Origin of the sequence: Rhodovulum sp. HP10 (genome assembly GCF_047553435.1) — a bacterium.
In the GTDB taxonomy this organism is placed as follows: domain Bacteria; phylum Pseudomonadota; class Alphaproteobacteria; order Rhodobacterales; family Rhodobacteraceae; genus Rhodovulum.
In genome coordinates, this window is the sequence record NZ_CP180201.1 from 911,476 (window position 1) to 936,524 (window position 25,049).

At 67.4% G+C, this 25,049-nt stretch carries 22 protein-coding genes and 2 tRNA genes; 9 read left to right on the forward strand and 15 right to left on the reverse strand.

The genetic code is table 11. The features are described 5' to 3' along the window. Nucleotides 1–98: 98 nt before the first annotated feature. On the reverse strand, nucleotides 99–1,394 hold the full coding sequence (locus ACK8CO_RS04110; protein ID WP_414898255.1) for a LysM peptidoglycan-binding domain-containing protein: 1,296 nt from the start codon (nucleotides 1,392–1,394) through the stop codon (nucleotides 99–101). A gap of 101 nt (nucleotides 1,395–1,495) precedes the next feature. Here ACK8CO_RS04110 and ACK8CO_RS04115 point away from each other — a divergent pair, with 101 nt between their 5' ends. Further along, on the forward strand, nucleotides 1,496–2,074 hold the full coding sequence (locus tag ACK8CO_RS04115; protein ID WP_080615658.1) for a TIGR00730 family Rossman fold protein: 579 nt from the start codon (nucleotides 1,496–1,498) through the stop codon (nucleotides 2,072–2,074). On the opposite strand, the gene rarD is transcribed toward ACK8CO_RS04115, so the two are convergent. Both rarD and ACK8CO_RS04125 read right to left on the reverse strand, forming a co-directional pair. After that, the gene (rarD, locus tag ACK8CO_RS04120) at nucleotides 1,990–2,943 is read right to left on the reverse strand and encodes an EamA family transporter RarD (protein WP_080615657.1); all 954 of its coding nucleotides are present in this window, start codon (nucleotides 2,941–2,943) and stop codon (nucleotides 1,990–1,992) included. The genes ACK8CO_RS04115 and rarD overlap by 85 nt on opposite strands. Continuing rightward, complete coding sequence (locus ACK8CO_RS04125) at nucleotides 2,940–4,079, reverse strand: pyridoxal phosphate-dependent aminotransferase (protein WP_080615656.1); 1,140 nt, start codon at nucleotides 4,077–4,079, stop codon at nucleotides 2,940–2,942. Before ACK8CO_RS04125 ends, rarD begins: the two co-directional genes overlap by 4 nt. A 71-nt stretch (nucleotides 4,080–4,150) precedes the next feature. On the opposite strand from ACK8CO_RS04125, the gene ACK8CO_RS04130 reads away from it, so the two are divergent. From ACK8CO_RS04130 to ACK8CO_RS04140, 3 genes are all read left to right on the forward strand, one after another. Continuing rightward, entirely contained in the window at nucleotides 4,151–5,485 is a 1,335-nt protein-coding gene (locus ACK8CO_RS04130; protein WP_414898256.1) for a M48 family metalloprotease, read from the forward strand. Continuing rightward, a complete protein-coding gene (locus ACK8CO_RS04135) occupies nucleotides 5,482–6,222 on the forward strand; it encodes a DsbA family protein (protein ID WP_414898257.1) in 741 nt (246 codons plus the stop codon). The genes ACK8CO_RS04130 and ACK8CO_RS04135 overlap by 4 nt, the downstream gene beginning before the upstream one ends. Before the next feature lie 88 nt (nucleotides 6,223–6,310). Continuing rightward, on the forward strand, nucleotides 6,311–7,081 hold the full coding sequence (locus ACK8CO_RS04140) for a DsbA family protein (RefSeq protein WP_414898258.1): 771 nt from the start codon (nucleotides 6,311–6,313) through the stop codon (nucleotides 7,079–7,081). Between the two features lie 112 nt (nucleotides 7,082–7,193). Here the strand turns inward: ACK8CO_RS04140 and ispG are convergent, their stop codons facing one another. The 4 genes from ispG to ACK8CO_RS04160 all read right to left on the reverse strand — a co-directional run bounded on the left by ispG (nucleotide 7,194) and on the right by ACK8CO_RS04160 (nucleotide 12,232). Next, entirely contained in the window at nucleotides 7,194–8,330 is a 1,137-nt protein-coding gene (gene ispG, locus ACK8CO_RS04145) for a flavodoxin-dependent (E)-4-hydroxy-3-methylbut-2-enyl-diphosphate synthase (RefSeq protein WP_080615652.1), read from the reverse strand. A gap of 97 nt (nucleotides 8,331–8,427) precedes the next feature. Further along, nucleotides 8,428–9,678, reverse strand: a complete 1,251-nt coding sequence (locus ACK8CO_RS04150) for a helix-turn-helix domain-containing protein (RefSeq protein WP_414898259.1) — start codon at nucleotides 9,676–9,678, stop codon at nucleotides 8,428–8,430. Nucleotides 9,679–9,791: 113 nt separating this feature from the next. Next, nucleotides 9,792–11,015 (reverse strand): 5-aminolevulinate synthase, encoded by a 1,224-nt coding sequence (gene hemA, locus ACK8CO_RS04155; protein WP_080615650.1) that lies wholly within the window; start codon nucleotides 11,013–11,015, stop codon nucleotides 9,792–9,794. A gap of 515 nt (nucleotides 11,016–11,530) precedes the next feature. Further along, nucleotides 11,531–12,232, reverse strand: coding sequence for a 5-aminolevulic acid synthase (locus ACK8CO_RS04160; protein WP_414898260.1), 702 nt, complete (start codon nucleotides 12,230–12,232; stop codon nucleotides 11,531–11,533). Between the two features lie 160 nt (nucleotides 12,233–12,392). On the opposite strand from ACK8CO_RS04160, the gene ACK8CO_RS04165 reads away from it, so the two are divergent. After that, complete coding sequence (locus tag ACK8CO_RS04165; protein ID WP_080615649.1) at nucleotides 12,393–13,766, forward strand: M20/M25/M40 family metallo-hydrolase; 1,374 nt, start codon at nucleotides 12,393–12,395, stop codon at nucleotides 13,764–13,766. Nucleotides 13,767–14,054: 288 nt separating this feature from the next. On the opposite strand, the gene ACK8CO_RS04170 is transcribed toward ACK8CO_RS04165, so the two are convergent. Continuing rightward, a tRNA-Asp gene (locus tag ACK8CO_RS04170) sits at nucleotides 14,055–14,131 on the reverse strand. 28 nt (nucleotides 14,132–14,159) lie between these two features. Then, nucleotides 14,160–14,236 (reverse strand) — tRNA-Asp (locus ACK8CO_RS04175). Between the two features lie 316 nt (nucleotides 14,237–14,552). Between ACK8CO_RS04175 and ACK8CO_RS04180 the strand changes: the two genes are divergently transcribed. The 3 genes from ACK8CO_RS04180 (at nucleotide 14,553) to ACK8CO_RS04190 (ending at nucleotide 17,689) form a co-directional block, all read left to right on the forward strand. Continuing rightward, nucleotides 14,553–14,999, forward strand: coding sequence for a GNAT family N-acetyltransferase (locus tag ACK8CO_RS04180; RefSeq protein ID WP_080615648.1), 447 nt, complete (start codon nucleotides 14,553–14,555; stop codon nucleotides 14,997–14,999). A gap of 94 nt (nucleotides 15,000–15,093) precedes the next feature. Further along, nucleotides 15,094–16,455 carry a DUF2927 domain-containing protein gene (locus ACK8CO_RS04185; RefSeq protein WP_414898986.1) on the forward strand — a complete coding sequence of 454 codons (1,362 nt, stop codon included), beginning with the start codon at nucleotides 15,094–15,096 and terminating at the stop codon, nucleotides 16,453–16,455. 52 nt (nucleotides 16,456–16,507) lie between these two features. Then, entirely contained in the window at nucleotides 16,508–17,689 is a 1,182-nt protein-coding gene (locus ACK8CO_RS04190) for a vWA domain-containing protein (protein ID WP_414898261.1), read from the forward strand. Between the two features lie 586 nt (nucleotides 17,690–18,275). Here ACK8CO_RS04190 and ACK8CO_RS04195 read toward each other — a convergent pair. From ACK8CO_RS04195 to ACK8CO_RS04220, 6 genes are all read right to left on the reverse strand, one after another. Further along, on the reverse strand, nucleotides 18,276–18,686 hold the full coding sequence (locus ACK8CO_RS04195; RefSeq protein ID WP_080615645.1) for a F0F1 ATP synthase subunit epsilon: 411 nt from the start codon (nucleotides 18,684–18,686) through the stop codon (nucleotides 18,276–18,278). Nucleotides 18,687–18,743: 57 nt separating this feature from the next. Further along, a complete protein-coding gene (gene atpD, locus ACK8CO_RS04200; protein WP_414898262.1) occupies nucleotides 18,744–20,168 on the reverse strand; it encodes a F0F1 ATP synthase subunit beta in 1,425 nt (474 codons plus the stop codon). Nucleotides 20,169–20,187: 19 nt separating this feature from the next. Beyond that, nucleotides 20,188–21,057, reverse strand: coding sequence for a F0F1 ATP synthase subunit gamma (locus tag ACK8CO_RS04205; RefSeq protein WP_080615643.1), 870 nt, complete (start codon nucleotides 21,055–21,057; stop codon nucleotides 20,188–20,190). A 21-nt stretch (nucleotides 21,058–21,078) separates the two neighbouring features. Next, on the reverse strand, nucleotides 21,079–22,617 hold the full coding sequence (atpA, locus tag ACK8CO_RS04210; protein ID WP_080615642.1) for a F0F1 ATP synthase subunit alpha: 1,539 nt from the start codon (nucleotides 22,615–22,617) through the stop codon (nucleotides 21,079–21,081). After that, nucleotides 22,618–23,178: a F0F1 ATP synthase subunit delta gene (locus ACK8CO_RS04215; RefSeq protein WP_414898263.1), complete on the reverse strand. Its 561-nt coding sequence runs from the start codon at nucleotides 23,176–23,178 to the stop codon at nucleotides 22,618–22,620. A 277-nt stretch (nucleotides 23,179–23,455) separates the two neighbouring features. Continuing rightward, nucleotides 23,456–24,202, reverse strand: coding sequence for a class I SAM-dependent methyltransferase (locus tag ACK8CO_RS04220; RefSeq protein ID WP_080615640.1), 747 nt, complete (start codon nucleotides 24,200–24,202; stop codon nucleotides 23,456–23,458). 68 nt (nucleotides 24,203–24,270) lie between these two features. Here ACK8CO_RS04220 and gloB point away from each other — a divergent pair, with 68 nt between their 5' ends. Continuing rightward, the gene (gene gloB, locus ACK8CO_RS04225; protein ID WP_414898264.1) at nucleotides 24,271–25,032 is read left to right on the forward strand and encodes a hydroxyacylglutathione hydrolase; all 762 of its coding nucleotides are present in this window, start codon (nucleotides 24,271–24,273) and stop codon (nucleotides 25,030–25,032) included. Nucleotides 25,033–25,049 lie beyond the last annotated feature (17 nt).

The following is a 25,049-nucleotide window of genomic DNA, read 5'->3' on the forward strand; positions in this document are numbered from 1 at the left end:
CCACGGCGCATCGAAGAACGACCTTCCTAAGGGGAGCGCGGCCGACCCTAGCGCCGAAGGCCGGAAAAGGCCAGAGATGCGGGGGCGGCACTCGGCCTCTACTCGGGGCGCGGAAGGTCGAAGATCTGGCCAGGGTAGATCAGGTCGGGATCGCTGATCTGGCCGCGATTGGCCTCGAAGATCTTCACATATTGCATGCCGCGGCCATAGGTGCGGTCGGCAATGCCCCAGAGCGTATAGCCGGGCTGAACGGTGATCACCCGGGCCCCCACCGCATCCCCGGGGCCTGCAGGCGGCGGCTGGACGGCGGCGATCTCGGCGGCGATCTCTGCGGCGGGCTCGCGCTGGAACGGGGTCTCGATCCGCGCAGCGACGCTGCCATCGGCGGCCAGAAGATCCGCCCTGAGGACATAGCGACCGGCCGCGATGCCGGGCGCGCGGAAGCTCCAGCGGCCGGCCTCGTCGATCCCGGTCTCGGCCAGCGGCGCATTGTCGATATAGAGCCGCAGCGCTGCCCCGGGCCGGCCGCGCCCGGCAAGGCGCACGGCCCCGCGGGCATCATAGGAAATCGCATCAAGCGTCACACCGGAAACCGGCGGGGTCTCCTTTGAATGCGGAGGCTCGAGCAGGCGCACGCCTTCGGCATCCGAGATCAGGATGGCGGCGGCGGGCCCGGCCGGGGGCGGCCCGATCTGCGCAGAGGACGGCGCGGGCCTTTGCGAAGACCCCGGCGCTTCGGGCGGCGCATCCCCGGACCCGGGCGCAGCGACCCGGGCAGGCCCGGCGGCGGGAGCAGAGAGGTCGGGGGCGAGGATGACCGTCGCCTCGGAAGCGGTCCGGCGCCCGTCGGGCCCCAGCATCGCAAGCGAGATCCGTCGCGCCTCGGCGCTATGGTCGAGATCGAACAGGACCGCGAAACCGCCCTCGGCATCGGCCTCGGTGCGGGCGGCCTCGCGTCCCTCGACCAGCACCGCGACGACACTGCCTGCCCCGGCCCGGCCCGAGACCAGCGCCCCGCCCTCGGGCGTGACACGCACGACATCGAAGGCAGGCGGCGCGGGGACGAGCGGCACCTGCGGCGGCACCGCCTCGGAGCGATCACCCGCGCCCGCTGCGGGGGCCTTGGCCCCGGGAATTTCAGCCTCGGGATTTCCGGAGCCGGGAGTGTCGGGCCCGGAAGTGTTTGGCTCGGGGGCATGACCGGCCGCAGCCGGTGACGTCACGGCCGCGTCGTCTTCTGCCTGCGGCCCCTCCTTCTTGCGCTCGTCGTCGCGACCGAGGAACCAGGCGGCGACCATGAGAACCAGCGCCGCCTCGCCGCCGAGGATGACCCAGCTCCAGACCGATCCCCGGCCCGATACACGGCCCGATCCCCGGACAGATTCCCTGGGCATCGCCCCTCCTCCCCCGCATGGGCCGCGCTGTGGCCCGATACCTTGCGGGACCATATCAACCCCGGTATCACGGGTCCAGAAACCCGATCTGCAGGCATGCCATGACCCTTCAAAACCACTCGATCTGTGTCTTCTGCGGCTCACGCGACGGCGGCCGCCCGGCCTATGCGGCCGAGGCCGAGGCGCTGGGCCATGCCATGGCCGAGGCGGGCTGGCGGCTGGTCTATGGCGCGGGCGATGTCGGGCTGATGGGCCGGGTCGCGCGCTCGGCACAGGCCTCGGGCGGGCAGACCTTCGGCGTGATCCCCGTGCACCTGCTTGACCGCGAGGTCGGCAAGCGCGACCTGTCCTCCTTCATCGTGACCGAGAACATGCATGAGCGGAAGAAGGTCATGTACATGAATTCGGACGCAATCGTGGTGCTGCCGGGCGGGGCCGGGTCGCTTGACGAGTTCTTCGAGGTGCTGACCTGGCGACAGCTCGGGCTGCATGCCAAGCCGATCTACCTGCTCAATACCGAAGGCTTCTGGAACCCGCTGAGCGCACTCATCCATCACTTCATCGACGAGGGCTTCGCCGAGCCGTCGCTGGCGGGCTATGTCCGCATGGTGCCCGACGTGCCCGCGCTGATGGAGGATCTGCGCGCCGCCCTGTCCAGCCGCAGGCTTTCGGCCGAGTAAAGCGCAAGCGCCGTCCAGATCAGGGCGAAGGCCAGGATGTGCCAGCCGGTGAAGGGCTCGCGGAAGACCAGCGTCGCCACCAGAACCTGCAAGGTCGGGTTCAGATACATCACGAGCCCCACGGTCGCGAAATTCACGCGCTTGGTGGCATAGCTGAACAGCATCAGCGGCACCGCCGTCAGCGGCCCGGAAAAGACCAGAAGCAGGCTGTCGCCGAGATCCTGGCCGAAGGCGCCCAGCGCCCGGCCGGTCAGCCCGGTCCAGTCCGCGACATGGACGCCCCAGAGCCAGACCAGCGCCAGCGGCAGCAGCAGCACGACCTCGGCGGTGACCGACACGACCGGCCCTGCCGGCACGCCGCGCTTGGCCAGCCCGTAAAGCACGAAGGTGACTGCAAGCGCCAGCGACATCCAGGGCGCGACGCCAAGCCCCCAGGTCAACGCGGCAACGGCCACGGAGGCAAGGCCCACCGCGCCCCATTGCAACGCCGAGGGCCGCTCGCCCAGCACCGCGAAGCCCAGCGCCACCGCAACCAGCGGGAAGATGTAATAGCCAAGGCTCGCCTCGACCGCATGGCCGATCTGGATCGCGTAGATGAAGAAGAACCAGTTGGTCGAGATCATCACCGCGGCCGCCGCCACCAGCCAGAGCGCCCGGGCCTGACCGAAGAGCCGCCACAATTCGCCGAGCCGCCCCTGCAGCATCAGCACCAGCCCGAAGAAGACCAGCGACCAGATCGTCCGGTGGCTCAGCACCTCGAGCGGCGGGACATGGGCCAGAAGCTTGTAGTACATCGACGAGAGGCCCCAGATCACCGAGGCCCCCACCATCGCCAGAACGCCCTTTGCGGCCGGGCGCAGCGGGCTCATCGAGACGCCATGAAGCGGGCGAGCCGGGCAAGGCCCTCCTCGATATCGGCGGTCGAGCGGGCATAGGAAAAGCGCAGCGTAGCCGCGCCGCGCTCGGGATCGAAATCGAGCCCCGGCGTCACCGCGACACCGGCCTTTTCAAGGATCTCGGCGGCGAAGGCGCGGCTGTCGGTCGTCAGATCCGAGACATCGGCATAGACGTAGAAGGCGCCGTCGGGCGGTGCGATCCGGGTGAAGCCTGCCTTGGGCAGCCCCTCCAGCATCAGCGCGCGGTTCTTGCGGTAGACGTCCATGTTGGCCTGAAGCTCGTCGCCGCAATCGAGCGCCGCCAGCGCCGCGACCTGGCTGGCATGGGGGGCGCAGATGAAGAGGTTCTGCACCAGACGCTCGACCCGGCGGATATGATCCTCGGGCACGACCATCCAGCCGACCCGCCAGCCGGTCATCGAGAAATATTTCGAGAAGGAGTTGATGACATAGGTCTCGTCGGTGATCTCGAGCGCACTAACGGCTTTGCGCTCGTATTCGATGCCGTGATAGATCTCGTCCGAGATGAAGGCTGCGCCGCGGGCATGGGCCGCCCCGATCAGCGCGCCCAGCGCGTCGCGGTCGAGCATCGTGCCCGAGGGGTTGGCGGGCGAGGCCACCAGAAGCCCGTCGAGGTCTTCGGGCAGATCGTCGGGCACCGGCTGCAGCCGGTGCTGGGTCTCGGTCCGGATCATCACGGGTTCCAGCCCCAGCGCCTTCAGGATCGCCTTGTATGAGGGATAGCCCGGCGCGCCGATCCCGACCCGGGCACCGACATCGAAGAGCGAGGTGAAGGCCAGCGTGAAGCCGCCCGAGGAGCCCGGTGTCACCACCACCCGCTCGGGGTTCAGATCGACCCCGTACCAGTCGCGGTAAAGCGCCGCGATCCGGGCACGCAGCGCGGGCAGGCCAAGACCAAGGGTATAGCCCAGCGGGCTTTCCTCCATCGCGCGGGCCAGCGCCTTGCGGGCCGCGGCGGGGGCGGGCGTGCCGGGCTGGCCCACCTCCATGTGGATGATTGTCCGCCCCTCTGCCTCGGCACGGGAGGCGGCCTCCATCACATCCATCACAATGAAGGGATCGACCTCGCCCCGGCTTGAAACCTTCATGCCCGCCTCCTTAGGGTGCCTGCCAGTTGCAGGCTTTCTTCCAGCCGAGGGGGACAAGGTCAATGGGAGCCATGACAGGACCGGTGCGCGGCGCGATCGGACTGGCGCTGGCGCTGATCCTGAGCTTTGCCCCGGCAGCCTCGCGGGCGCAGTCGCTGATCCGCGATGCCGAGATCGAATATGCGCTGAAACGCCTGACACAGCCGCTGGCGGTGGCCGCCGGGCTCAGCCCCGAGCGGGTCCGGGTGATGGTGCTGCAGGATTCGAGCCTGAACGCCTTCGTCCTCGACAGCCAGACGGTGATGGTGCATTCGGGCCTGCTGCTGAAACTGGACAGCGCGGCCGAGTTGCAGGCGGTGATCTCGCATGAGCTGGCCCATATCGCCAATGGCCATATCACCCGCAGGCTGGCCAACATGCGCAGCGCGGGTTCAGCGGCGGCGATGGGGATGCTGATGTCGCTGGCGGTCGCGGCGGCGGGCAATGGCAAGGCCGGCGCGGGGCTCGCGATGGGCACCTCCTCCACCGCGCAGCGGCTTTTCTTCGCCCATACGAGGGCCGAGGAGGCCTCGGCCGACCAGGCGGGCGCGCGCTACATGGCGCGGGCCGGGATCTCTCCGCAGGCCATGGTCGAGGTGCTCGAGATCTTCCGCGGGCAGGAGGCGCTGAGCCAGTCCCGGCAGGACCCGTATGTCCTCACCCACCCGCTCAATGCGGACCGGCTGCGCAATGCGCGCGGCTATGCCAGCGCCTATAGCGGGGCGGCGCAATCCGATCCCGAGGCCGATTACTGGTTTGACCGCGCCAAGGGCAAGCTGGGCGCCTTCCTGCAAAACCCGCGCTACACACTGCGCCGCGCCGAGAAGGACAAGACGACCATCGGCATGATGCGCCGCGCCGTCGCCTGGCACCGCACCCCCGATGCCAGGCGCGCGATGGCCGAGATCGCACGGCTCGAGGCGGCGCGGGGCAGCGATCCGTTCGTGCAGGAGCTGAAAGGGCAGATCCTGCTGGAATCGCGCCAGTTCGGCCCGGCCGTGCAGGCCTATGCCCGGGCCGTCCAGATGGCGCCGAAAGAGGCGCTGATCCTTGCGGGCTATGGCCGGGCGCTGCTGGCGCTCGACCGGCCGGCCGAGAACCGCAAGGCACTGGACGCGCTGGAGAAGGCGCGGGCCCGCGACCCGCATGACCCGCGGATGCTGCGCGATCTGGCTGTCGCTTATGCCCGTACCGGCAATAACGGCATGGCCTCGGTCGCGACCGCCGAGCGATATGCGGTCTCGGGCCGGATGAAGACCGCCGCGGTTCATGCCCGCCGCGCCGAAGGGCTGTTGCCGCGCGGCTCGCCGGGCTGGCTGCGGGCCGATGACATCCTGGCCGCGGCCGAAAAGATCAAGCAGCGATGAAGCTGGTGCTGGTTCTTGCCGCTGCGCTGGTGACGGCGGCCCCGGGCCTTGCCCTTCCGCTCGGCGATGCGGAACGTGCCGCCTTCCGGTCCGAACTCCGCGCTTATCTGATGGAGCATCCCGAGGTCATCCGCGAGGCGCTGGACGGCGCCGAGAAACGGCGCATGGCGCGCCATGCCAATGCCGATCTGGCCCTTATAGAGGCCAATTCAAGCGCGCTTTTCGATGCCCCGGATGACTGGACGGGCGGCGCCCCCGACGGCGACGTGACGCTGGTCAGCTTCGTCGACTACCGCGCCGACGGGTCGGACCGGGCGCTTGCAGCGGCCCGCGACGCAGCCGCCCGGGACAGCCGGTTGCGGCTTGTGGTCAAGGAGGCCCCCAGTCCCGGCGATGAGGCGGCCGAACGCGCCGCGCGCTTTGCCATGGCGGTGCTTCGACTTGCCGGCCCTACCGCCTATGAGGCGGCCCAGGCCCGGCTGTTTGCCGCAGGTGCCACGCCCGAGGCCGCCACGCTCGACCGGATATCGGCGGATCTGGGGATGGACCCGGCCGAGGTGAGGGCACGGATGGCGGGTCCGGAGATCACCGCGAAGCTATCGGAAACCCGCGCCCTGGCCGAGGCGCTGGATCTGGGTCCGGCCCCCGCGCAGGTCATGAAGCAGACCATGGTGCGCGGCGACGTGCCAGCTGTCGCGCTTCTGCGCATGGTCGAGGCGATCCGCCGCAAGAAGTGACCCCGGCCCCGGCTTTTGCCCATTGGCGCCGTCGCCCGGATATGGTGGAACAAGGTCCGACCCGCGTCACGACGAACGGAGAGAGCCGATGACCCGAATGACCGCAGCCGCGCTGATGGCCCTTGGCCTCACCGCCCCCCTCGCCGCCCCCCTCGCGGCTCAGACCGGAGCCTTCGAGTTCACCGACATGAGCGCGGCCGAGCGCGAGGCCTTCCGCGCCGAAGTGCGGTCCTATCTGATGGATAATCCCGAGGTGCTGATGGAGGCGATCGGCGTCCTCGAACAACGCCAGGCCACTGCCCAGGCGCAGAATGACGAGACGCTGGTCCGGGTCAATGCAGAGGACATCTTCGAGGACGGCGTTTCCTGGGTCGGCGGCAATCCCGAGGGCGACGTGACCCTTGTCGAATTCACCGATTACCGCTGCACCTACTGCCGAAAATCCTATTCCGAAGTGTCGGAGCTGGTCGAAAGCGACGGCAATATCCGCTTCGTGGTGAAGGAATTCCCCATCCTCGGAGAACAGTCGGTGCAGTCCTCGCGCTTTGCCATCGCGGTCAAGCAACTGGCCGGGGACGCGGCCTATGAAAAGGTCCATGACGCCCTGATCACCTTCCGCGGCAATGTCAGCGACGAGTCGCTGAAACGGCTGGCCGAGGAGAACGGGCTGGATGCCGCGGCGGTGCTGGAGCGGATGAAGTCCCCCGAGGTCGAGGCGGTGATCGCCGACAACCACGCGCTGGCGCAACGGCTGCAGATCTCGGGCACGCCGACCTTCATCCTCGGGGACCAGATGATCCGGGGCTATGTTCCGCTCGACGGCATGAGGCAACTGGTCGAGGAAGCCCGGGCGGACTGACAGCAGAGCTTCGGGAAAATTCGCGAATTTTCCCGGGGCTTTCCTGACATAGCGGCGGCTCCCGGACCAAAATTCTTCGACGAAGAATTTTCGTCCGGCGGCACCGGTCGGGCTACTCGGCCGCTTCGGCCCCGGAGACGGTCTGGGCGGTCTCGATTTCAGCGGCCTTCTTCTCGACCTCCTCGACGATATGATCGATCATCGCCTCGTTCGAGATCCTGTGGTCCTGCTTGCCCGCGAGATAGACCATGCCATTGCCGTTGCCGCCCCCGGTAAAACCGACATCGGTCATCAGCGCCTCGCCCGGCCCGTTCACCACACAGCCGATGATCGAAAGGCTCATCGGGGTCTTGATGTGTTCAAGCCGCTTCTCCAGCGCCTCGACCGTCCGGATGACGTCGAAGCCCTGCCGCGCGCAGGACGGGCAGGAGATGATGTTCACGCCCCGGTGCCGCAGCCCCAGCGCCTTGAGGATCTCGTAGCCGACCTTGATCTCCTCGACCGGATCGGCCGAGAGCGAGACCCGCAGCGTGTCGCCGATCCCCATCCAGAGCAGGTTGCCCAGACCGATCGCCGACTTGATCGTGCCCGAGACAAATCCCCCCGCCTCGGTGATGCCCAGATGGATCGGCGCCTCGGTGACCTCGGCGATGCCCTGATAGGCGGCCGCGGCCAGGAACACGTCGGAGGCCTTCACCGAGATCTTGAACTCGAAGAAGTCGTTATCCTCGAGGATGCGGATATGTTCGAGCGCCGACTCGACCATCGCTTCGGGACAGGGCTCGCCGTATTTCTCGAGCAGGTGCTTTTCCAGCGAACCGGCATTCACCCCGATCCGCATAGAGCAGCCATGATCGCGGGCGGCCTTGATGACCTCCTTCACCCGCTTCTCATCGCCGATATTGCCGGGGTTGATGCGCAGGCAGGCAGCGCCCGCCTCGGCCGCCTCGATACCGCGCTTGTAGTGGAAATGGATGTCGGCCACGATCGGCACCGGGCTTTCGGCGACGATTTCCTTCAGCGCGCGCGACGAGGCCTCGTCGGGCACCGAGACCCGGACGATATCGGCCCCCGCCTCGGCCGCCCGCAGGATCTGTCCGAGCGTACCCTTCACATCGGTCGTCACCGTATTGGTCATGGTCTGGACCGAAATCGGCGCATCGCCGCCCACGGCAACAGGGCCGACATGGATCTGACGGGATTTTCGGCGGTCGATACTGCGCCAGGGGCGCACGGAATTGAGCGACATGGGTCTACCTGTCCGAGCGTTGGTTAATCCACCTTCGGGATAGAAGATTCCCGGACCCGGCGCAACGCGCGGCCTTGCCGCGCCCCCCCTGTGTGGCTCAGCGCGACGGCCCCGCAGCCCCTGCCGACACGTCATTCTGCGCCAGCGCCACCGCCAGATCGGGATCGGCCTGGATATCGGCCAGCTGATAACGCTCGGTCAGCGCACGGGGCGAGAGCTCGATATTCTTGGCCACCTTCGCCCCCGGCGCCGACGGCCCGTAGGTATGGCCGTTGACCGAGAAATAGACGGAGCCCGAATTGCCTGCCCGCAGCCGCGGCGGCTCTTCGGTACGGGGCAGCACGTAACTTTCTCCGGCATCGAGGATCTTTTCGAGCAGCACGGTTCCGTCGGCGGCCGAAATCCGCACCCAGGCGGGCCGGACCGCGAGGATCGCGAGCTCGGGCGTCGCATCGGCGGCGACCACCTGGACAGATCCGCTATCTGCCCCGGACCTCCCGCGCATGAGGCCACGCTGCCCTCCGGCCCCCGCCTCGGCCAGCGCCGTCGTGACGGCGGCGTCGAAGGAGCGCTCGGCCGCGCGCTGCGCCCGGTCGCTGACCAGAACGCCGATCTCGCCCGGGTCGATGGTCGCGATCGGTCCGTCACGGGCAACCATCACCGGACGGTCGAGCGCCTGGGGACGATAGAGCCGGTCGAGCGCCTCGACCGAGGGCGGGGCAGAGGGCGCGTTGTCCGAGACCGGCACGTTCCCGGCCACCTGAAGCGGATCGACATCGGCCATCAGGCCCGGCTGGTCGTCGAGCGGGGCGAGCCGAACCTGCTGGATCTCCTTCAGCACCGACCAGCCGCCATAGCCGAGCACGGCGATCAGCGACAGCAGCACAAGCATCGAGCCGATGGCCCCGGGCTGGACCTGCGAGAACATCGCCGGGCCGCGGGGAACGAAAATGGCATTGGGGTCGGCCAGCGGCTCGGAAACGGGCTTGCGACGCGCCGGTTGCGGCTTGTGCGACGCGGCGGCGTCCATCGCATTTACGGTCGCGAAATCGCCCTCTTCGCAGAAGCGGCGATAGGCCCATTCCGGGTCGAGCCCGAGATAGCGCGCATAGGAGCGCACATAGCCCGCGATGAAACCGGGGGTTTCGAAGGCGGTGGGATCGGCATTCTCGATGGCGGCGATATAGGTGGCGCGGATCTTCAGCTCGCGCTGGACATCCAGCAGGGACTTGCCGAGCGTCGCCCGCTCGCCCCGCATGACATCCCCCAGACGCAACTCGAACGCATCGAACCCTCTGGGTGTGTCCTGCGAGTCATCAGCCGCGCGCGGCTGCCTGCGCCTGATCATGGAACCGCCCTGTGCCTGCCTTATTGTCCCTGCCGAGGCGGCGCGTCATGGAATCGCCGCCTCGTTTCCGAAACATTATCACAAGCGCGGGAGCGGTACACCCGCGGATGCGCCTAGGCCGTCAGTTCGGCGCGATTCAGCGCACATTGTGACCAGAGCTCGTCCATCGCACGGATCAGCGCATCCATCTGCTCGGGCGTGTGCACCGGCGAGGGCGTGAAGCGCAGCCGCTCGGTGCCGCGCGGCACGGTCGGGAAGTTGATCGGCTGCACGTAGATGCCGTAGCCTTCCAGCAGCATGTCCGAGATCCGCTTGGTGTGGACCGGATCGCCGACGATGAGCGGCACGATATGGCTGCCATGGTCGATCACCGGCATGCCGAGCCCCTTGAAGCGGGCCTTGAGCACACGGGCCCGGTCCTGATGCCTCTCGCGGAGCGTGACATCGGATTTCAGGTGGTGCACCGAGGCACAGGCCCCGGCCGCGATGGTCGGCGGCAGCGAGGTGGTGAAGATGTAGCCCGGCGCATAGGAGCGGACAGCGTCGCACATCTTGGCCGAAGCCGCGACATAGCCGCCATAGACGCCATAGGCCTTGGAGAGTGTGCCGTTGATGATGTCGATCCGGTGCATCAGATTGTCGCGCTCGGCGACACCGGCACCGCGGGGGCCGTACATGCCGACCGCATGGACCTCGTCGATATAGGTCAGCGCGCCGAATTCGTCGGCCAGGTCGCAGATCTCCTCGATCGGACCGAAATCGCCGTCCATCGAGTAGATGGATTCGAAGGCGATCAGGATCGGGCGGCCCTTCTCGATGCTTTCCAGCACCTGGCGCAGATGCGCCACGTCATTGTGGCGGAAGATGTGCTTGTCGCAACGGCCATGGCGGATGCCCTGGATCATCGAGGCATGGTTCAGCTCGTCCGAGACGATGACCAGATCCTTGAACAGCGCCGGCAGGGTCGAGAGCGTGGCATCATTGGCCATATAGGCCGAGTTGAAGACCAGCGCGGCCTCTTTCTGATGCAGGTCGGCCAGTTCGGCCTCGAGGCGGCGGTGATAGATCGTGGTGCCCGAGATGTTGCGGGTGCCACCCGACCCGGCACCGGTCGCCGAGATCGCATCCTGCATGGCGGCGATCACCGTCGGATGCTGTCCCATGCCCAGATAGTCGTTACCGCACCAGACGACGATGTCCTGGTTCTCACCGTCGGGACGGCTCCAGACCGCCTCGGGAAAGGCGCCCTTGCGCCGTTCGATATCGATGAAGGTGCGGTAGCGTCCTTCTTCATGCAGCCGGTTGATGGATGCGTCCAAAGCAGCGGTATAATCCACCGGGTCTCTCCTTTTGTGTCGGCCTCTCAAGGCCCTCGAAGATGTCCGTCACGTCCGCCCTGCGGAACCCGCCGGATCCTTCTGCGTTTCGGGGTCACCGACCGACCCCTTTGGCGTTCCGTCTGTCCCGGCCGGGACAGGGCGTAGCGCCGTTTCCGTTTCCCCGTCCGTTTCTCATATGCGAAAAACATCGGGTATCGAAGCATGATGCTGCACAATTTTCAGCCGATCCTTGCTTTTGCACCATCTTCTCCGGGCCGGGCGTTCCGATCGGAAACAGGGTTTCTGCGATCCACCGGTACCAGAGCAATATGGCGCGATTCGGCCTCAAGGCGCGTCTGCGCACAGCATACGTCCGTCAGCTTAGCGACAGTTTTGAGGTTTGAACATTGATTTCTGTCAATTCAGATGGACAGGTACACTGTAAGCTTGTCTGGACACAGTTCGCAGCGCGCAAAATGACGCCGCAGGCCCGCGCCGCGCGGCCGGAAGGCCCGGCCGCAGGCCCCGGCACCTCAGCGGTCCTCGACCGCAATCCGGCAATCCGTGGCGCCGGATTGCTCGGCGCAGGCCGACAGCGCGTCGGACGCAGCCCCCTGCCCCTTGCTCACCGCCCAGCGCCCCGTCGATGGCGAGATCGCCATCGCGCGCGGACCGCCGCGGCGTCCGTATTCGCGGCCCAGCCCTTCGGTGGCATCCGCCGACAGCTGCAATCCGCGCGGTTCCCAGCCCTTCGGCCGGATCTCGGCGGCGATCACGCAGGGCTCTCCCCGGGGCTGGCGCGCCGCGTCACAGCCCCTGAGCGCGGCGACACGGGCCGCGTCGACATCGTGGTAATTGGCCGCCGCCAGGGTGGCTTTGGACCGCAGGCCCTCGGTCGGCGCGACCGCGATGGCACCGTAATAGGGCTGCTGTGCCCCGACGACGGCGAGGGTCTTGCGGTCATTCTCCGACAGGAAGGGCAGATCGACCACCACGACTTCGGCCCCCTCGGGCTTGAACAGAAGCTTGCGCGCGCCCTTGCCATCGACCGGCGCGGCCGAGACCGCCGCCGCAGCCCCCAGCCCCAGTACCAGCCCCAGTGCGGGCCCCAGTGCGGCCCCCAGTACCGGGCCCGGCCCCTCCCCGAGCGGCAGCGCAGGCCCCGGACGCGCCCCTGTCGCGACCCGCATCTTCCGATTGGCATTCGGCTTCGCGAGCCCGTTGCTCCGCAGCATATCGTCCTCCTGTCGCTTGATCTTCCGGGACCCTAGACCGGCGCGCGGCGCTGTTCCAGCCCTTCGCTCTGGCCTCCGGACAGCCCTCTGGCCAGCCCTCTGGACAGTCCCGGCCCGCCTGATAGGGTCCGCGCACCCCCCGCACCGGAAGGATATAGCGATGAGTCTCGACCCCGTTCTCGCCCGCATCGACGCCGACCTGCCGCAGGCGCTCGACCGTCTGATGGCGCTGCTCCGCATCCCCTCGATCTCGACCGACCCGGCGCATGCCGAGGCCTGCCGCGAGGCCGCCGACTGGATGGTGCGCGACCTCGCCTCGATCGGCTTCGAGGCCCGCACCTGCCCGACCCCGAAGCACCCGATGGTCGTCGGCAAGGGCGGCGACACCGGCCCCAGCCTGCTGTTCTACGGTCATTACGACGTGCAGCCGGTCGATCCGCTGTCGCTCTGGGCACGCGATCCGTTCGATCCGGCGATCGAGGAGACGCCGAAGGGCAAGGTGATCCGCGCCCGCGGCGCGGGCGATGACAAGGGCCAGCTGATGACCTTCGTCGAGGCCTGCCGCGCCTGGAAGGCGGTGCATGGCAGCCTGCCCGCCCGGATCACGATGTTCCTCGAAGGCGAAGAGGAATCGGGCTCGCCCTCGATGGTGCCCTTCCTCAGGGAGAATGCCGAGATGCTGAAGGCCGATCTCGCGCTGATCTGCGATACCGGCATGCTGGGCGATGCGACGCCCGCCATCGTCACCATGCTGCGCGGACTCGTCGGCGAGGAGATCACCATCACCGGCCCCGACAAGGACCTGCATTCGGGCATGTATGGCGGCCCGGCGATCAACCCGATCCGGGTGCTGTCCCGGATCATTGCCGCGCTGCATGACGAGACCGGGCGGGTGACGGTGCCCGGCTTCTACGAGGGCGTGCCCGAGATGCCCGAGGAGATCCTGGCACAATGGCAGGCGACCGGTTTCGATCCGGCGCAGTTCCTGGGCGAGGTCGGGCTGTCGGTGCCTGCGGGCGAAGAAGGCCGCTCGGTGCTCGAGATGCTCTGGTCGCGCCCGACCTGCGAGATCAACGGCATCTCCGGCGGCTATGAAGGCGCGGGCTTCAAGACCGTGCTGCCCTCGAAGGCCTCGGCCAAGATCAGCTTCCGCCTCGTCGGCAGCCAGGACCCGGTCCGGATCCGCGAATCGTTCCGCGAGATGGTGCGCGGCCTGCTGCCGCCCGACTGCTCGGTCGAATTCGCGCCGCATGGCGCCTCGCCCGCCTCGCAGATGTCGATCAGCGACCCGGCCTTCGAGAAGGCGCGCCAGGCCCTCTCGGACGAATGGCCGCATCCCGCCGCCTTCGTCGGCTCGGGCGGCTCGATCCCGGTGGCGGGCTATTTCCGGACGCTGCTCGACATGGACTCGATGCTGATCGGCTTCGGCAAGGACGATGACGCGATCCACTCGCCGAATGAGAAATACGACCTCGAGAGCTTCCACAAGGGCATCCGCAGCTGGGCACGCATCCTCGCGGCCCTGTCTGCCTGATCCGCAGACCTGACCTCCGGGCCAGATCCCCGGGTCTGATCCACGGGTCTGATCCTTGCACCTGACACCATCGCTCCGGCCGTCCCGCAATGCGGCCGCAGCCTCCCCCGAGCCCCTCTGCCTGACACGCTCCCCCGAAGCGCACTGCCAGCGCCCGGATATCCGGGCGCGCCGCGCCACAGCGCGGCGCCGGGCCCAACGGGATGCGGCGGCCGCCAGGCCGCCAAAGACGGGCGGGAGCGCCCTGCCCTCTGGCCGGGCGGCAATATTTTCAATTTCAGGAATAAGTGGCGCGGTTGACGGGGCTCGAACCCGCGACCCCCGGCGTGACAGGCCGGTACTCTAACCAACTGAGCTACAACCGCGCATCGCGCAGGACAAACAGGAAGGCGGTGGCGCGGTTGACGGGGCTCGAACCCGCGACCCCCGGCGTGACAGGCCGGTACTCTAACCAACTGAGCTACAACCGCAGCGCCTTCCGGGCTCGCCCGGCGTGACGTGCCTTTTATTGACGCCCAGAGCCCCCGTCAAGCGCCTCCGGTCGCAATTCTTTCGCCTTCGGCAAGGGTTTTTTCACGCCAGCCATCCGGCCCGGGCAAAAGCGCCTGAAATGCCCCTGCGGTAGCCCCCCGCAACAGGCCTCATCCAAAGGCCCGTCCCAGGCCCGGGAGACACGCTCCCGCCCCTCATCGCCCGTCACATACCGCCGACCCTTGTGAAGCCTCCGCCGGTCTCGCAAGATGCGGGCGTCGGAATCCTCCCTGCCCCCCCGCGAAAGGCCCCTCCGTGACCGACCTTCTCGTCCGTCCGCTTCGCCCCGAAGACGCCGCCGCCTGGCGCCGCCTCTGGACCGCCTATCTCGATTTCTATGACAGCGCGGTTCCGGCCGAGACCTGCGACATCACCTTCGCCCGGCTGCTGCATGGCGGCGACCCGAACATGGGCTGCCGTCTCGCGCTGATCGGTGGCCGCCCGGTCGGGCTGGTGCATTTCATCTTCCACCGGCATTGCTGGAAGCCCGAAAACGTCTGCTATCTGCAAGACCTCTATGCCGATCCCGAGGTTCGCGGCCGCGGCGTCGGCCGGGCCCTGATCGAGGCGGTCTATGCCGTGGCCGATTCCCGCGGCACGCCCTCGGTCTACTGGCTGACACAGGAGTTCAACGACACCGCCCGACAGCTTTACGACCGCATCGGCCAGCCCACAGCCTTCGTGAAATATGTCCGTGGCTGACGCCCCCCGCCAAAGCCACCCTTGGCGGAGCGCCACCGGACGGGGGCCTGTGCCGGGACCTGCGCCGACGCCTGTCACGCGGCATGCCTCGCGGATGGCGAGCCTCGTGCTGGCCCTTGCGCTTGCAGGCTGCGCCACCGCCCCGCGCCCCGAGCTGAGCGCCCCTCCCCCGACGGCCGCAGCCGAACTGCCGCCGATGAAGACCTTCACCAGCCACCGCGTGACGCCGCCCGAGCGCCCGAATGCCGCCATCGCCCGGGACTTCCTCGATCTTGCCTTCCAGATGGAAAGCGGGCGCCCCCTGCCCTACATGACCCGCTTTGAGGAACCGATCACCCTGCGCGTCACCGGCCCTGCACCGCCGACCCTCGGGCCCGATCTGGCCGCGCTTCTGGCCCGGCTCCGCCGCGAGGCCGGCATTAGCATCCGCCGCGTCGCCTCCGATGCAGATGCCAAGGTCACCATCGAGTTCGTTGCCCGGGCCAAGCTTCAGCGGCTGGTGCCGCAGGCCGCCTGTTTCGTCGTGCCCCGGATCTCGTCCTGGGACGAATACCGCCGCAGCCGCCGCTCGGGCGAGATCGACTGGACGACGCTTGCCATCCGCGAGCGAGTGACGGTCTTCATTCCCGGCGATGTCAGCCCGCAGGAAGTGCGTGACTGCCTGCATGAGGAACTCGCCCAGGCCATCGGCCCACTGAACGATCTGTACCGACTGCCCGATTCGGTCTTCAACGACGACAATTTCCACACCGTCCTGACCGGCTTCGACATGCTGGTGCTGCGCGTCTATTACGCGCCCGAACTTCCGAACGGCACCACCCGGCAGGAGGCCGAGCGGCTGCTGCCCGGACTTCTCGCAAGGCTCAATCCGCGCGGCGAGCGACCTGGCCCGGCCCTGCCGTCCTCGCCCACGCCGCGGGCCTGGATCGACGCCATCGAGACCGCGCTCGGACCGGCAACCTCCTCCTCGCGCCGGGTGGCGGCGGCCCGCAGGGCTGTCGAGATCGCCCGCAGCCAGGGCTGGCGCGACACCCGGATGGGCTTCAGCCTGTTTGCCCTGGGGCGGCTGTCGCTCGACCGGAACGCGGCGGAGACCTCGCTTGCGGCCTTCGTCGAAGCCGGAAGGATCTATGCGGCCCAACCCGTGACGCGGGTGCAATCGGCCCATGTGGCCATGCATATCGCCGCCTTCGCGCTGTCGGGCGACCGGCCCGCAGCCGCGATTGCGCTGATCGACGCCCATCTCGACGATGTCCGGGCGGGCGAGAATGCGGCGCTGCTGGCCTCGATGCTGTTGATGAAGGCCACGGCGCTCGAGATGCTCGGCCGGGGCAACGAGGCAGGCGCAATCCGGCACGAGGCGCTTGGCTGGGCCCGCTATGGCTTCGGCTCGGCGGCGGAGGTGCGGGCCCGGATGGCCGATATCGCCAGCCTGTCCCCGGCCCGGTCCGACTAGTCCGGGCCTGCAAGCCCTTTCCGACCGGGGCCGGTGGCCCTATTCTTGCGCCATGTTCCTGCCCTTCTTCCACACCCTCCGCGCCAGCGGCATTCCGGTCTCGCTCCGCGAGTATCTGAGCTTTCTCGACGGCATGAAGGCCGGGCTCGTCACCTATGACGCCGAGGGCTTCTATTATCTCGCCCGCACCGCGCTGGTGAAGGACGAGCGCCAGCTCGACCGGTTCGACCGGGCCTTCGCGCAAAGTTTCGGCGGGCTCGAGGAGATCGATCCCGGCGAGGTGATCGAGGCGCTCGATCTGCCCGAGGAATGGCTGCGCAAGCTGGCCGAGCGCGATCTCAGCCCCGAGGAGCGGGCCGGGATCGAGGCCATGGGCGGGTTCGACAAGCTGATGGAGGCGCTCAAGGAACGGCTGAAGGAGCAGAAAGAACGCCATCAAGGCGGCAACAGGTGGATCGGCACCGCCGGAACCTCGCCCTTCGGGGCCTACGGCTACAATCCCGAGGGCGTGCGGATCGGTCAGGACGAAAGCCGCCACCGCCGCGCGGTCAAGGTCTGGGACCGGCGCGAGTTCCGCAATCTCGACGATTCGGTCGAGCTTGGCACCCGCAACATCAAGGTGGCGCTGAAACGCCTTCGCCGCTGGGCCCGCGACGGCGCCCGCGAGGAACTCGACCTCGACGGCACGATCCGCGCGACCGCCGATCGCGGCTATCTCGACGTCAAGACCCGGCCCGAACGGCGCAATGCCGTCAAGGTGCTGCTGTTTCTGGATGTCGGCGGATCGATGGACGACCATATCCGGGTGGTCGAAGAGCTGTTCTCGGCTGCGCGCGCCGAGTTCAAGCATCTCGAGCATTACTACTTCCACAACTGCCTTTACGAAGGCGTCTGGCGCGAGAACCGCCGCCGCTGGGACCGGGTCACGCCGACCTGGGAGGTGTTGCGGACCTACGGGTCCGACTACAAGTGCATCTTCGTCGGCGATGCCAGCATGTCGCCCTATGAGATCGCCTTTGCCGGCGGCGCCAACGAGCACTGGAACGCCGAGCCCGGCCAGGTCTGGCTGGAGCGCGCCCGCGCACAATGGCCGGACCATCTCTGGATCAACCCGGTCCCCGAGCGGCACTGGCCCCATACCCGGTCGATCGGCATGATTCGGGAGATATTCGAAGACCGCATGGTGCCGATGACCCTGGACGGGATCGAGCGGGGCATGAAATCGCTCGGTTAGCAGCCGAACGCAGCCCGCGTTTCGTTGGCTGGGCTGACGGGCCGCGAGCCGTGTGCCCCCGTTCCTGTCGTTTCAGGGCGGCGGCGCGACCGCAAGCCGCCGCCGGGGCTCTGCGCCACCGTCACGCGGAAGACGGGAAGCCGGTGAGAAAACGCCTCTCGCCCGACATGACCGGTCTGGGCCCTCAGGCCTGCAAGCCAACGGCGCGACCGCGCACGAGGGCATGAGGCCGAGCGACGGGAAGGCAGGTGCCGGGCACGGGCCATCATCGGTCCGGGCACGATGGCAGGGGCGACCGAAAGCCGCCGGAGGCGCGCCCCCATCGCATGTGCGGGCGCCACCGCCCGACGAGCGCATGAAACCGCCCGCCCGGCCGCAGCCGGCGGGCGCGGCTGCCCGGAGGCCCCGAGGGAGACCGCCGGCCTCTCTGGGCGAAGAAGGACGGAAGTCCCGGAACCGTCCGCCCGCCGGCACGAGCCGGAAACACGCGCGCCCACCCCCGAGCCAGGCCGACCGCCCGGAGGGCCTCCATATGAAAAAGGGTCCGCCATGGCGGACCCTTTCCGGAACGTCGAAGCTTCGGGCCTCAGGCCCGGGGCTCGAAGCCCATATGCGTACCCATCGCCACCATGTCGGCCAGCATCCTGGCCGCGGCGTCGACAACGTCGGGATGGGCGTCACGGGCGGCCGCGCGGGCCTCGGCGACCATCTCGTCGATCATCTCCTGGGTCACCTCTTCGACCGGGTGCGAGCGCTCGGCCAGCACCGTGGCCCCGTCGGCGGTGATCTCGGCGAAGCCGCCGGTGACGATATATTTCCGCGACCCGGACTCGGTGAAGACCTCCAGCAGGCCGGGGCGCAGGGTGGTGATCAGGGGCGCGTGCTGGGGCATCGCGGTCAGGTCGCCCTCGAAGCCCGGGATCACGACCGAGGTCGCCTTTTCCGAGGCCACGCGGCGTTCCGGCGCCACCAGATCGAATTGCATCGTGTCGGCCATGTTGCCTCCTTGCAAGCTGGCTCCGGGCGGCAGGACCGCCCGGAGCCGAAACCCCTATCAGGCCGCGTCGGCCGCCATCTTCTCGGCCTTGGCGACCACATCGTCGATGTCGCCCACCATGTAGAAGGCGGCTTCGGGCAAGTGATCGTATTCGCCGGCCACGACCGCCTTGAACGACGCGATGGTCTTTTCAAGCGGCACCTGGACGCCGTCCGAACCGGTGAAGACCTTCGCCACGTCGAAGGGCTGGCTGAGGAACCGCTGGATCTTCCGGGCGCGGGCCACGGTCAGCTTGTCCTCTTCCGACAGTTCGTCCATGCCAAGAATGGCGATGATGTCCTGCAGCGACTTGTAGCGTTGCAGGATGCCCTGAACGTCACGCGCCACTTGGTAATGCTCTTCGCCGACGACGGAGGGATCGAGGATCCGCGAGGTCGAGTCGAGCGGATCCACCGCCGGGTAGATGCCGAGTTCGGAAATCGCACGCGACAGCACGGTGGTGGCGTCGAGGTGGGCGAACGAGGTCGCGGGCGCCGGGTCGGTGAGGTCGTCCGCAGGCACGTAGATCGCCTGAACCGAGGTGATCGAGCCACGCTTGGTCGAGGTGATGCGTTCCTGCAGCGCGCCCATGTCGGTCGCCAGCGTCGGCTGATAGCCCACCGCCGAGGGGATCCGGCCCAGAAGCGCCGACACCTCGGAGCCCGCCTGGGTGAAGCGGAAGATGTTGTCGACGAAGAACAGCACGTCGGTGCCGGACTGGTCGCGGAACTGCTCGGCCAGGGTCAGGCCGGTCAGCGCGACGCGGGCCCGGGCTCCCGGAGGCTCGTTCATCTGGCCATAGACCAGCGCCACCTGCGACTTGGACAGATCGTCGACCTTGATGACGTTCGACTCGATCATCTCGTGATAGAGGTCGTTGCCTTCACGGGTCCGCTCGCCAACACCCGCGAACACCGAGTAGCCGGAGTGCACCTTGGCGATGTTGTTGATCAGTTCCATGATCAGAACGGTCTTGCCCACGCCGGCACCGCCGAAGAGGCCGACCTTGCCGCCCTTGGAATAGGGCGCCAGCAGGTCGATGACCTTGATGCCGGTCACGAGGATCTCGGACGAGGTCGACTGTTCGGCGAATTCGGGCGCCGGCTGGTGGATGGCGCGGGTTTCCGTGGCGTGCACCGGACCCTTTTCATCGACCGGCTCGCCGATCACGTTCAGGATGCGGCCGAGCGTGGCATCGCCCACCGGCACCGAGATCGGCTTTTCCAGATCGGTCACCTTGGCGCCGCGCACGAGACCCTCGGTCGCGTCCATGGCGATGGTGCGCACGGTGTTTTCCCCGAGGTGCTGGGCCACTTCCAGCACCAGACGCTTGCCGTTGTTCTCGGTTTCCAGCGCGTTCAGGATCTCGGGCAGGTGTTGGTCGAATTGAACGTCGACCACGGCACCAATCACCTGGGTGACCTTGCCTACAGCATTTGCCATTGTCGTTTCTCCGGTTCCGTTAGAGCGCCTCGGCGCCCGAAATGATTTCGATCAGCTCCTTGGTGATCGCAGCCTGACGCGAGCGGTTGTACTCGAGGTTCAGCTTGTCGATCATCTCGCCCGCGTTCCGGGTCGCGTTGTCCATGGCAGACATCCGCGCGCCCTGTTCGGAGGCGCCGTTCTCGAGGAGCGCGGCGAAGATCTGGGTCGCCACCCCGCGGGGCAGAAGCTCGGCCATGATCTCGCCCTCGGTGGGCTCGTAATCATACATGGTCGAGCTGTCCTCGGGTTCGTCGAAGACGGCCGGGATGATCTGCTGGGCGGTCGGTTCCTGGCTGATCACCGACTTGAAGCGGCTGAAGAAGATCGTTGCGACGTCGAACTCGCCCGCCTCGAAGCGGGAGATGATGTCCTGCGAGATCTCGCGCGCATTGCCGTAGCGGATGCGCTTGACCTCGCTCAGGTCGACATGGCCGACGAAATGGTCGCCGAGGTCGCGCTTCAGCTGCTCGCGGCCCTTGCGGCCCACGGTCAGGATCTTGACGGTCTTGCCCTCGGCGATGAGGTCCTGCGCCTTGTGGCGCGCCAGACGCACGATCGACGAGTTGAAGCCGCCGCAAAGGCCCCTCTCGGCCGTCATGACGACCAGGAGGTGCACCTTCTCGGAGCCGGTACCGACGAGGAGTTTCGGCGCATTGGCCGCCCCCGTGGCCGAGGCCGCGAGTCCGGACATGACCTTTTCCATCTGCGCGGCATAGGGGCGCGCGTTCTCGGCGGCTTCCTGGGCGCGGCGGAGCTTGGCCGCCGCGACCATCTGCATGGCCTTCGTGATCTTCCGCGTCGACTTGACGCTGGCGATCCGGTTCTTGAGGTCCTTGAGGCTAGGCATCTATCCCGATCCCATCCACGCTCAGGCGAAGTTCTTGGCGAATTCGTCCAGCGCGGCGCGGATCTTATCCTCGAGCTCGCCCTTCACCTTGCGGTCGTTGTTGGTGATGTCGTCCAGAAGATCCTGATGCCTGCTGCGCAGGAAGGTCAGCAGGTCGGTCTCGTAGCGGGTCACGTCCTTGACGGCGACCTTGTCGATATAGCCCTGGGTGCCCGCGAAGATCACGCAGACGATCTCGGCATTGGTCAGCGGCGAGTATTGCGGCTGCTTCATCAGCTCGGTCAGACGCGCGCCGCGGTTCAGCAGCTTCTGGGTCGCGGCGTCGAGGTCCGAGCCGAACTGGGCAAAGGCCGCCATCTCGCGATACTGCGCCAGTTCCAGCTTCACCGGGCCCGCAACCGATTTCATCGCGTTGGTCTGGGCCGCAGAGCCCACACGCGACACCGACAGACCGGTGTTCACGGCCGGACGGATGCCCTGATAGAACAGGTCGGTTTCAAGGAAGATCTGGCCGTCGGTGATCGAGATCACGTTGGTCGGGATATAGGCCGACACGTCGCCCGCCTGGGTCTCGATGATCGGCAGGGCGGTCAGCGAGCCCGCGCCGTGATCCTCGTTCATCTTGGCCGAACGTTCCAGCAGGCGGGAGTGCAGGTAGAACACGTCGCCCGGGTAGGCTTCACGCCCCGGCGGACGGCGCAGCAGCAGCGACATCTGACGGTAGGCGACGGCCTGTTTCGACAGATCGTCATAGACCATCAGCGCATGACGGCCATTGTCGCGGAAGAACTCGCCCATCGCAGTCGCGGTATAGGGGGCGAGATACTGCATCGGCGCCGGGTCCGAGGCGGTGGCGGCGACGATGATGGAATAGGCCATCGCGCCGGTTTCCTCGAGCTTCTTCACCAGCTGGGCCACGGTCGAGCGCTTCTGCCCGATGGCGACGTAGACGCAGTAGAGCTTCTTGCTCTCGTCGTCGCCTGCGGCTTCGTTGTAGGATTTCTGGTTCAGGATCGTGTCGAGCGCCACAGCGGTCTTGCCGGTCTGCCGGTCGCCGATGATCAGCTCGCGCTGGCCGCGGCCGATCGGGATCATGGCGTCGACCGATTTCAGGCCGGTGGCCATCGGCTCATGCACCGATTTGCGCGGGATGATGCCCGGCGCCTTGACGTCGCCGACGCGGCGCTCGGTCGCCGCGATCGGGCCCTTGCCGTCGATCGGGTTGCCCAGAGCATCGACCACGCGGCCCAGCAGCGCATCACCACAGGGCACGTCCACGATCGCGTTGGTGCGCTTGACGACATCGCCTTCCTTGATGGCACGGTCCGAGCCGAAGATCACGATGCCGACATTGTCGACCTCGAGGTTCAGCGCCATGCCCCGGATACCGCCCGGAAACTCGACCATCTCGCCCGCTTGGACGTTGTCGAGGCCATGGACACGGGCAATGCCGTCACCCACCGACAGCACGCGGCCTACCTCTGCAACTTCGGCCTCCTGACCGAAATTCTTGATCTGCTCCTTGAGGATCGCAGAGATCTCAGCTGCTTGGATACCCATTTATCCGACCTCTTTCATGGTGTTCTGGAGTGCACTGAGCCGCGCACGGATCGAGGTGTCGATCATCTTCGAGCCCAGTTTTACGATAAGGCCGCCGATGAGACTCTCATCGACGGAAGCATTTATCTTGACGTCCTTGCCGGCGTTCTGCTTGAGCGCCTCGGCCAGGGCCTTGCGCTGGGCCTCGCTCAGCGGCCGGGCCGAAACGACCTCGGCGCTGACCTCGCCCTTGGCCTCGGCGATCAGCGCGCGAAGTTCGGAAACCAGCTGCGGCAGCACGAACAGGCGCCGTTTGGAGCCCATCAGCTGCAGCGTATTGGCAAGAATTTGCCCCAGCCCCATTTTCGACGCAATCGCGCCGATGGCACGCGATTGCTGATCCCGCGAATAGACGGGCGACGAGATCAGATCCCGAAAATCCCCGCTTTCGGCAAGCGCGGCGTCGAGCGCATCGACATCGGCCTCGAGTGCGGGAATGGCATTGGCTTCCTTGGTAATCTCAAACAGCGCGGTGGCATAGCGCTTGGCAATGCCGGACGAAATCGAAGCTGGTTCGGACACGTCAACCCTTCCGATGTCTTAAGGCCCCTCGCATGCCCGTTAAAGACCCGGACGGGGCAGATCAAGCGGCGCGCCCTGACGGGCACGCTCTGAAATCGGCGTGGGTTTAGCAGAGGAGGATTGACCTAGCAACCGCCTAGAACCGCAGAATGTCACGCGCGTGCCACAGCTGTGGCACAGGGCCGGCCCCAAACCCCGGCCCCCGTCCGTGCCCGGCCCCCGCCGGACCGCCGGAGCGCCCCCGAACCGGACGCGCAACGCCATCAGGGCTGGGGTTTCAGGCCGGTTCGGCGCCGGGCTTGGGCAGCCCTTCGAGAATCCGCAAGGGGCGCGGCAGACCATCCTGCACGGGCAGCCCGGTCGGACGGTAGACCCGCTTCGTTGCCTCGACCATCAGCACTCCGCCCGCATAATAGGCAGACATGCGTTGCCCCGCATTTTCCCAAATGGCTGCGGTTTTAAGCCAGAATCGCCTTGAGGTCGGGGGCGAGAAAAGCGCCGCCCGATGCGCCTCGGGTTCGAAACCGTGCTGGCGCAATTGCGCCTCGAGCTGACCGGAACTGTAGGGACGGCCGAAGCCGAACGGCGTCCCGTCCCGCCGCGCCCAGAGCCCCGAGCGGTTCGGCACGATGAAAAGCGCCCTGCCCCCGGGCCGCAGCACCCTCAGCGATTCCTCCAGCACCGCGGCCGGATGCTCGCTGGTCTCGAGCCCGTGCAACAGGATCAGCTTGTCGACGAAGCCGTCGGGCAGCGGCCAGGCGGTCTCTTCACACAGCAGCGAGACATTCTCCTCGCCGGCCGGCCAGGGCATCACCCCCTGCTGGCCCGGCATCAGCGCCACCACCCGGCGCGCGCTGGCCCGCAAGGGCCGCAGCAGCGGCACCGCGAAGCCGAACCCCGCCACCGTCTGCCCCTTGGCCACGGGCCAGATATCGCGCACCTGTTGGCGGATTGCCCTCTGCGCCACGCGCCCCAGATTGGTACGGTAGTAGAAGTTCCTCAGGTCGAGAACATCGAGATGCATTGCCGCCTGCGCTGCCTCCGGGCTTCGGGCCTTGGAACGCAAGGATAACCAAGACGGACAAGAATGCCATGCCCCTAGACATCGTCACCGTACCCTGCCTGAACGACAACTACGCCTATCTGGTCAAGGGACCCGGCGGCGCGGTCCTGATCGATGCGCCCGAGGCCGGCCCGATCGCCGGGGCGCTCGAGACCCGCGGCTGGACGCTCGACACGATTCTGATCACCCACCACCATCACGACCATGTCGAGGGCGTTGCCGAGCTGCGCGCGCGCTTCGGGGCCAGGGTGATGGGGCCGGCGGCCGAGGCCGACCGGCTGCCGCCGCTCGACCGGGCGCTGTCAGAGGGCGACCGGATCGGCGAGGGACCCATTGCGGCCGATGTGATCGCGGTGCCGGGCCACACGCTGGGCCATGTCGCCTACCGCTTTGCCGCGGGGGATGCCGTCTTCACCGCCGACAGCCTGATGGCGCTTGGTTGCGGCAGGCTGTTCGAGGGCACGCCCGCGATGATGTGGGACAGCCTGAAAAAGCTCTCCGCGCTCCCGCCCGAGACCCTTGTATTCTCGGGCCATGAATATACATCCTCCAATGCCCGCTTCGCCCTGACTGTCGAGCCCGGCAATGCCGTGCTCCGCGACCGCTTCGCGGAAATCGACCGACTGCGCGCCGAGGGCCGTCCGACAGTTCCAGTTCCGCTTTCCGTAGAGCTCGCCACCAATCCGTTCCTGCGTGCCGACCGGCCCGAGCTCAGGCAGGCGCTCGGCATGGAAACCGAAAGCGATATCGAGGTCTTCGCCGAGATCCGCGCGCGCAAGGACAGGTTCTGAGCCACGCGTCCCGGCGG